This window comes from Klebsiella sp. CN_Kp113 (assembly GCF_040064585.1).
GTDB classification, from domain to species: Bacteria; Pseudomonadota; Gammaproteobacteria; order Enterobacterales; family Enterobacteriaceae; genus Klebsiella; species Klebsiella michiganensis.
Window position 1 is genome coordinate 22,288 of record NZ_JBEAID010000048.1, and the last position, 7,402, is coordinate 29,689.

General features: G+C 62.9%; 8 protein-coding genes. All 8 read left to right on the forward strand.

From position 1 onward, the window contains the following. Positions 1-48: 48 nt before the first annotated feature. The 8 genes from ABLV30_RS25775 to hycI are packed head-to-tail and all read left to right on the forward strand — an operon-like array spanning position 49 to position 7,337. The gene (locus ABLV30_RS25775) at positions 49-657 is read left to right on the forward strand and encodes a 4Fe-4S dicluster domain-containing protein (RefSeq protein ID WP_014839318.1); all 609 of its coding nucleotides are present in this window, start codon (positions 49-51) and stop codon (positions 655-657) included. Beyond that, the gene (gene hycC / locus ABLV30_RS25780; protein ID WP_025107276.1) at positions 654-2,480 is read left to right on the forward strand and encodes a formate hydrogenlyase subunit 3; all 1,827 of its coding nucleotides are present in this window, start codon (positions 654-656) and stop codon (positions 2,478-2,480) included. The genes ABLV30_RS25775 and hycC overlap by 4 nt, the downstream gene beginning before the upstream one ends. A gap of 2 nt (positions 2,481-2,482) precedes the next feature. Then, on the forward strand, positions 2,483-3,406 hold the full coding sequence (locus ABLV30_RS25785; protein ID WP_265800394.1) for a respiratory chain complex I subunit 1 family protein: 924 nt from the start codon (positions 2,483-2,485) through the stop codon (positions 3,404-3,406). Between the two features lie 17 nt (positions 3,407-3,423). Further along, positions 3,424-5,133 carry a formate hydrogenlyase subunit HycE gene (gene hycE / locus ABLV30_RS25790; protein ID WP_014839316.1) on the forward strand — a complete coding sequence of 570 codons (1,710 nt, stop codon included), beginning with the start codon at positions 3,424-3,426 and terminating at the stop codon, positions 5,131-5,133. A 9-nt stretch (positions 5,134-5,142) separates the two neighbouring features. Next, positions 5,143-5,685, forward strand: coding sequence for a formate hydrogenlyase complex iron-sulfur subunit (locus tag ABLV30_RS25795; protein WP_025107277.1), 543 nt, complete (start codon positions 5,143-5,145; stop codon positions 5,683-5,685). Continuing rightward, positions 5,685-6,452, forward strand: a complete 768-nt coding sequence (locus tag ABLV30_RS25800; RefSeq protein ID WP_014226531.1) for an NADH-quinone oxidoreductase subunit B family protein — start codon at positions 5,685-5,687, stop codon at positions 6,450-6,452. The genes ABLV30_RS25795 and ABLV30_RS25800 overlap by 1 nt, the downstream gene beginning before the upstream one ends. Then, the gene (locus tag ABLV30_RS25805) at positions 6,449-6,859 is read left to right on the forward strand and encodes a formate hydrogenlyase maturation HycH family protein (RefSeq protein WP_014226530.1); all 411 of its coding nucleotides are present in this window, start codon (positions 6,449-6,451) and stop codon (positions 6,857-6,859) included. Before ABLV30_RS25800 ends, ABLV30_RS25805 begins: the two co-directional genes overlap by 4 nt. After that, positions 6,852-7,337 (forward strand): hydrogenase maturation peptidase HycI, encoded by a 486-nt coding sequence (hycI, locus tag ABLV30_RS25810; protein WP_049079743.1) that lies wholly within the window; start codon positions 6,852-6,854, stop codon positions 7,335-7,337. Before ABLV30_RS25805 ends, hycI begins: the two co-directional genes overlap by 8 nt. Positions 7,338-7,402 lie beyond the last annotated feature (65 nt).

Below are 7,402 nucleotides of genomic sequence, written 5' to 3' on the forward strand. Positions count from 1 at the left end.
TGCGCAACCTGTTTTCGTCAAAAATGACTTTCACCTGAGGATGACCCGGTGAACCGTTTTGTAATTGCTGACTCCACCGTCTGTATCGGCTGTCGCACCTGCGAAGCCGCCTGCGCTGAGACTCACCGCCAGCAGGGCCTGCAGGCCATGCCCCGGCTGCATTTAATGCGCAATGAAAAAGAATCCGCGCCGCAGATGTGCCACCACTGTGAAGATGCGCCCTGCGCCGCCGTCTGCCCGGTTAACGCCATTAATCGCGTCGATGGCGCGGTGCAGCTCAATGAGAGCCTGTGCGTAAGCTGCAAGCTGTGCGGCATCGCCTGTCCGTTCGGCGCCATTGAGTTTTCCGGCAGCCGTCCGCTGGATATGCCGGCTAACGCCAATACGCCGCTGGCCCCCGCCGCGCCGCCGGCGCCGGCCCGCGTCAGCTCGCTGCTCGACTGGGTGCCGGGCGTGCGCGCCATCGCCGTCAAATGCGACCTGTGCCACTTCGATGAGCAGGGCCCGGCGTGCGTACGCACCTGCCCGACCAAAGCGCTGCTGCTGGTGGATATCCGCGATATCGCCCAGGCCAGCAAGCGTAAGCGGCAGCTGACTTTTAATACCGATCTCGGCGATCTGTCGCTGTTCCAGGCGCAACAAGGGGACGTGAAATGAGTGTGATTTCCTTAGTGAATCAGGCGGTGGCCTGGTACGCCGCCAGCGCGGTGCTGGCGTTTCTGTTCGCCCTGCGCAAACCGCTGAGCGGGGCGATCGCCGGGATTGGCGGCGCGGTCGCCAGCGCGATGCTGGTGCTGGCGGGCGGAACGGCGCTGCTGATGCCGGAGCGCGTTAGCGGCGGCATGCTGCAGATGCTGCATTTGACCCTGCGCGTGGGCGGCGTCAACGCGCTGTGGCTGCTGGCGATCGGCCTGTCGGCGCTGCCGATTTCGCTGTTCAATATCGCCTGGCATCGTCACCCGCAGGTGAAAGCCAACGGCCTGCTGGTGAATCTGCTGCTGGCCGCCGCCGTCTGCGCCGTGGTGGTGACAAACTTCGGCGCGCTGGTGGTGATGGCGGAGATTATGGCCCTTTGCGCCGCGTTTCTTACCGGCTGCGCGCAGTCCGGCAAGCTGTGGTTTGCGCTGGGTCGCCTCGGTACGCTGCTGATGGCGTGGAGCTGCTGGCTGGTCTGGTCGTCCTACGGCACCCTTGAGCTGGCGCAGATTACCCAGCTGGCGATGGCGGCGCCGCAGAACGCGCTGCTGTGGCTGCCGGGCCTGGTCGGCTTTGCGCTGCTGGCCGGAGTTATTCCGCTGCACGGCTGGGCGCCGCAGGCTCACGCCGGCGCCAGCGCGCCGGCCGCCGCGCTGTTTTCCACGGTGGTGATGAAGGTCGGTCTCTACGGCATCCTGACGGTCTCGCTGGCCGGCAGCGTACCGCCGCTGTGGTGGGGCGTGATGCTGCTGGTGCTGGGCATGATCACCGCCTTCGTCGGCGGGCTGTACGCCCTGATGGAGCACAATATTCAGCGCCTGCTGGCGTACCACACCCTGGAAAACATCGGCATTATCCTGCTCGGCCTCGGGGCGTTCGTCACCGGCGTGGCGACCCATAACCCGACCCTGATGGTGCTGGGCTTTATTGGCGGCATGTATCACCTGATCAACCATAGCCTGTTTAAAACCACCCTGTTCCTCGGCGCGGGGGCGGTGTGGTTCCGCACCGGCCATCGCGATATCGAAAAGCTCGGCGGGATCGGCAAGAAAATGCCGCTGATTTCGCTCGCGATGCTGGTGGGCCTGATGGCGATGGCCGCGCTGCCGCCGCTGAACGGCTTTGCCGGGGAGTGGGTTATCTATCAGTCCTTCTTTAAGCTGAGCACCGGCGACGCGTTTGTTGGCCGCCTGCTCGGGCCGCTGCTGGCGGTAGGCCTGGCAATTACCGGCGCGCTGGCGGTGATGTGTATGGCGAAAGTCTACGGCGTCACCTTCCTCGGCGCGCCGCGAAGCAAAGAGGCGGAAAACGCCACCTGCGCGCCGGGGCTGATGACCTTTAGCGTGGTGCTGGCCGCCGTCTGCTGCGTGATTGGCGGGGTTGCCGCGCCGTGGCTGCTGCCGCTGGTGAGCGGGGCGTTTCCGGTGCAGGCGGAGGTCTCCAGCGCGGTGTCCCAGCCGATGATCGCCATTCTGCTGATTGCCTGCCCGCTGCTGCCGCTGCTGCTGATGATCTTCTTCAAGGGCGATCGCCTGCCGGCGCGCTCCCGCGGGGCGGCCTGGGTCTGCGGCTACGACCATGAAAAATCCATGGTGGTGACCGCCCACGGTTTCGCCATGCCGGTGAAAGAAGCCTTTGCGCCGATTCTGAAACTGCGCCACTGGCTGAACCCGGTGCGTCTGGTGCCCGGCTGGCAGAACGCTTCCGCGCCTGCGCTATTTCGCGGCGTGGCGCTAGTGGAGCTGGCGGTACTGGTGGTGATTGTGATTTCCCGAGGAGCCTGAGAATGAGCGTATTAATTGCATTGTTGCAGGCGCTGGTGCTGTTCGCCGTCGCGCCGCTGTTGTCCGGGGTGACCCGCGTCGCCCGCGCGCGTCTGCATAATCGCCGCGGTCCGGGCGTGCTGCAGGAGTACCGGGACATTCTGAAACTGCTGGGCCGCCAGAGCGTTGGCCCGGATGCCTCCGGCTGGGTCTTCCGCCTGACGCCGTACGTGATGGTCGGCGTGATGCTGACCATCGCCACCGCGCTGCCGGTGGTGACCGTTAATTCGCCGATGGCGGGGCTGGGCGACCTGATCACCCTGATCTACCTGTTCGCTATCGCCCGCTTCTTCTTTGCTATTTCCGGCCTTGATACCGGCAGCCCGTTTACCGCTATCGGGGCGAGCCGCGAAGCGATGCTCGGCGTGCTGGTGGAGCCCATCCTGCTGCTCGGCCTGTGGGTCGCGGCGCAGGTCGCGGGGTCCACCCATATCAGCAGTATCACCGACACCATTTATCACTGGCCTGTCGCCCGCACTCTTCCGCTGATTCTGGCGCTGTGCGCCTGCGCCTTCGCCACCTTTATCGAAATGGGCAAGCTGCCGTTCGACCTGGCGGAAGCGGAGCAGGAGCTGCAGGAAGGCCCGCTCTCGGAATACAGCGGCAGCGGCTTCGGCGTGCTGAAGTGGGGCATCAGCCTCAAGCAGCTGGTGGTCCTGCAGATGTTCGTCGGCGTATTTATCCCGTGGGGACAGATGACCAGCTTTAGCGTCGGCGGTCTGCTGCTGGCGCTGGTGGTTGCCGTCGTCAAGCTGGTGCTCGGCGTGCTGGTGATTGCGCTGTTCGAAAACAGCATGGCGCGTCTGCGCTTTTGCGCCACCTCCCGCGTCACCTGGGCCGGGTTTGGTTTTGCCTTTTTAGCCTTCGTCTCCTTGCTGGTGGCGTGATTTAAGAGAGTTTGAGCATGTCTGAAGAAAAAATCGGTCAACACTATCTCGCCGCGCTGCATCAGGCCTTTCCGGGCGTGGTGCTGGATGAAGCCTGGCAGACCAAAGACCAGTTGACGGTCACGGTGAAGGTCAACTATCTGCCGGAAGTGGTCGAGTTCCTGTACTACAAGCAGGGCGGCTGGCTGTCGGTGCTGTTCGGCAACGATGAACGCAAGCTGAACGGCCACTACGCCGTCTACTACGTGCTGTCGATGGAGCAGGGCACGAAGTGCTGGATCACCGTGCGCGTGGAAGTGGACGCCAATAAACCCGAGTATCCGTCGGTGACGCCGCGCGTGCCGGCGGCGGTATGGGGCGAGCGCGAAGTGCGCGACATGTACGGCCTGGTGCCGGTGGGGCTGCCGGACGAGCGCCGGCTGGTGCTGCCGGACGACTGGCCGGATGAACTCTATCCGCTGCGTAAAGACAGCATGGACTACCGCCAGCGTCCGGCGCCGACCACCGACGCCGAAACCTACGAGTTTATCAACGAGCTGGGCAGTAAGAAAAACAACGTGGTGCCGATTGGCCCGCTGCACGTCACCTCCGACGAACCGGGCCACTTCCGCCTGTTCGTTGACGGCGAGAATATTATCGACGCCGACTACCGCCTGTTCTACGTTCATCGCGGGATGGAAAAGCTGGCGGAAACCCGGATGGGCTACAACGAAGTCACCTTCCTGTCGGACCGCGTGTGCGGTATCTGCGGTTTCGCCCACAGCACCGCCTACACCACTTCGGTGGAGAACGCGATGGGGATCGTGGTGCCGGAGCGCGCGCAGATGATCCGCGCCATTCTGCTGGAGGTGGAGCGCCTGCACTCGCACCTGCTGAACCTCGGCCTCGCCTGCCACTTTACCGGCTTCGACTCCGGGTTTATGCAGTTCTTCCGCGTGCGCGAAACCTCGATGAAGATGGCGGAAATTCTTACCGGGGCGCGTAAAACCTACGGTCTGAACCTGATTGGCGGCATTCGTCGCGATCTGCTGAAAGAGGACATGATCCAGACCCGCCAGCTGGCGCAGCAGATGCGCCGCGACGTGCAGGAGCTGGTGGATATGCTGCTCAGCACGCCGAATATGGAGCAGCGTACCGTGGGCATCGGTCGTCTCGACCCGCAAATCGCCCGCGACTTCAGCAACGTTGGTCCGATGGTGCGCGCCAGCGGCCACGCCCGCGATACCCGCGCCGATCACCCGTTTGTCGGCTACGGCCTGCTGCCGATGGAAGTGCACAGCGAGCAGGGCTGCGACGTCATCTCGCGCCTGAAGGTGCGCATCAACGAGGTCTACACCGCGCTGAACATGATCGACTTTGGCCTCGATAACCTGCCGGGCGGCCCGCTGATGGTCGAAGGGTTCACCTACATTCCGCACCGCTTCGCGCTGGGCTTCTCGGAAGCGCCGCGCGGAGATGATATCCACTGGAGCATGACCGGCGACAACCAGAAGCTGTACCGCTGGCGCTGCCGGGCGGCGACCTACGCCAACTGGCCGACTCTGCGCTATATGCTGCGCGGCAATACCGTCTCCGACGCGCCGCTGATTATCGGCAGCCTCGACCCGTGCTACTCCTGCACCGACCGCATGACCGTGGTCGACGTGCGCAAGAAGAAAAGCAAAGTGGTGCCGTACAAAGAGCTGGAGCGCTACAGCATCGAGCGTAAGAACTCGCCGCTGAAATAAGGAATCGCCATGTTTACCTTTATTAAAAAAGTCATCAAAACCGGCACCGCGACGCACTCATACCCGCTGGAGCCGATGCCGGTGGATAAAAACTTCCGCGGCAAACCGGAGCATAACCCGCAGCAGTGCATCGGCTGCGCCGCCTGCGTTAACGCCTGTCCGTCGAACGCCCTGACGGTGGAGACCGATCTGGCCACCAACCAGCTGGCGTGGCAGTTCAACCTCGGACGCTGCATTTTCTGCGGACGCTGCGAAGAGGTTTGCCCGACGGCGGCGATTAGGCTCTCTCAGGAGTACGAGCTGGCGGTGTGGAAAAAAGAGGATTTCCTCCAGCAGTCGCGTTTTGCCATCTGCCACTGTCGGGTATGCGCACGGCCGTTCGCCGTACAGAAAGAGATCGACTACGCCATCGCGCTGCTCAAACACAACGGCGACAGCCGCGCCGAGCTGCATCGCGAAAGCTTTGAGACCTGCCCGGAGTGTAAACGCCAGAAGTGCCTGGTGCCGTCCGACCGTATTGAACTGACTCGCCATATGAGAGAGGCCAGCTGATGAGCAACTTATTAGGCCCGCGCGATGAAAACGGCATTCCGGTGCCGATGACGGTGGATGAGTCCATCGCCAGCATGAAGGCATCGCTGCTGAAGAAAATTAAGCGTTCCGCCTACGTCTACCGGGTGGACTGCGGCGGCTGCAACGGCTGCGAGATCGAGATTTTCGCTACCCTGTCGCCGCTGTTCGACGCCGAGCGTTTTGGGATCAAAGTGGTGCCGTCGCCGCGTCACGCCGATATTCTGCTGTTTACCGGAGCGGTAACCCGGGCGATGCGTTCTCCCGCGCTGCGCGCGTGGCAGTCCGCGCCGGACCCGAAAATCTGTATCTCCTACGGCGCCTGCGGCAACAGCGGCGGCATCTTCCACGACCTCTACTGCGTATGGGGCGGCACCGATAAAATCGTGCCGGTGGATGTCTATATTCCCGGCTGCCCGCCGACCCCCGCCGCGACGCTGTACGGCTTCGCGATGGCGCTGGGCCTGCTGGAGCAGAAAATCCACGCCCGCGTGCCAGGCGAACAGGACGAACGGCCGACCGAGCTTCTGCATCCGGATATGGTACAGCCGCTGCGGGTGCGCATCGACCGCGAAGCGCGCCGGCTGGCGGGCTATCGCTACGGTCGCCAGATAGCCGACGACTATATGCGCCTGCTGGGACAGGGCGATAGCCAGGTGGTGCGCTGGCTGGAGGCGGAAAAAGATCCGCGCCTGACCGAGATCGTCACCCATCTGAACCAGGTGGTCGAAGGAGCGCGTATCCGATGAGCGAGACGGTGGTGTTCAGTCAGCTGAGCCGTAAATTTATTGATGAGAACGATGCGACGCCCGACCAGGCGCAGCAGGTGGTCTATTACAGCCTGGCAATTGGCCACCACCTCGGCGTGATCGACTGCCTTGAGGCGGCGCTGAGCTGCCCGTGGCAGGCGTATCTGGCGTGGATTGCGACCCTCGAAGAGGGCAGCACCGCGCGGCGCAAAATGGAAGGCGTGCCGAAGTACGGCGAGATTGTTATCGACAGCAATCATGTGACGATGCTGGCCAACGCTTTTGATAAAGCGCAGGCCCGTCAGACCCCCGAGCAGCAGGCGTGGAGCAAAACGCTGCTCAGCATGCTGCATGATATTCACCAGGAAAGCGCCATCTATCTGATGGTGAGGAGACTCCGTGACTGACGTTTTACTCTGTGTCGGCAATAGTATGATGGGCGACGACGGCGCAGGTCCGCTGCTGGCGGAGATGTGCGCGGCTAACCCCGTCGGCGAATGGGTGGTGATTGACGGCGGCAGCGCGCCGGAGAACGATATCGTCGCCATTCGCGAGCTGCGCCCCGAGCGCCTGCTGATCGTCGATGCCACCGATATGGGCCTGAATCCCGGCGAGATCCGCATCGTCGATCCGGACGATATCGCCGAGATGTTTATGATGACCACCCACAATATGCCGCTCAACTATCTGATCGATCAGCTAAAAGAGGATATCGGCGAGGTGATTTTCTTGGGTATTCAGCCGGATATCGTCGGCTTTTATTACCCGATGACCCGGCCGATTAAGGACGCGGTCGAGGTGGTGTACGCGCGGCTTGATGGCTGGCAGGGGAATGGCGGTTTTGCGGCACTTGAAGCCGCAGAGGAGGCGGCGTTCCCCGGCTAAGCGCAGCGCGAGCCGGAAGTTCGGTCAGGGGAGCAAGCGTACTTTTTTCCCGGGTCGCGGCGTAA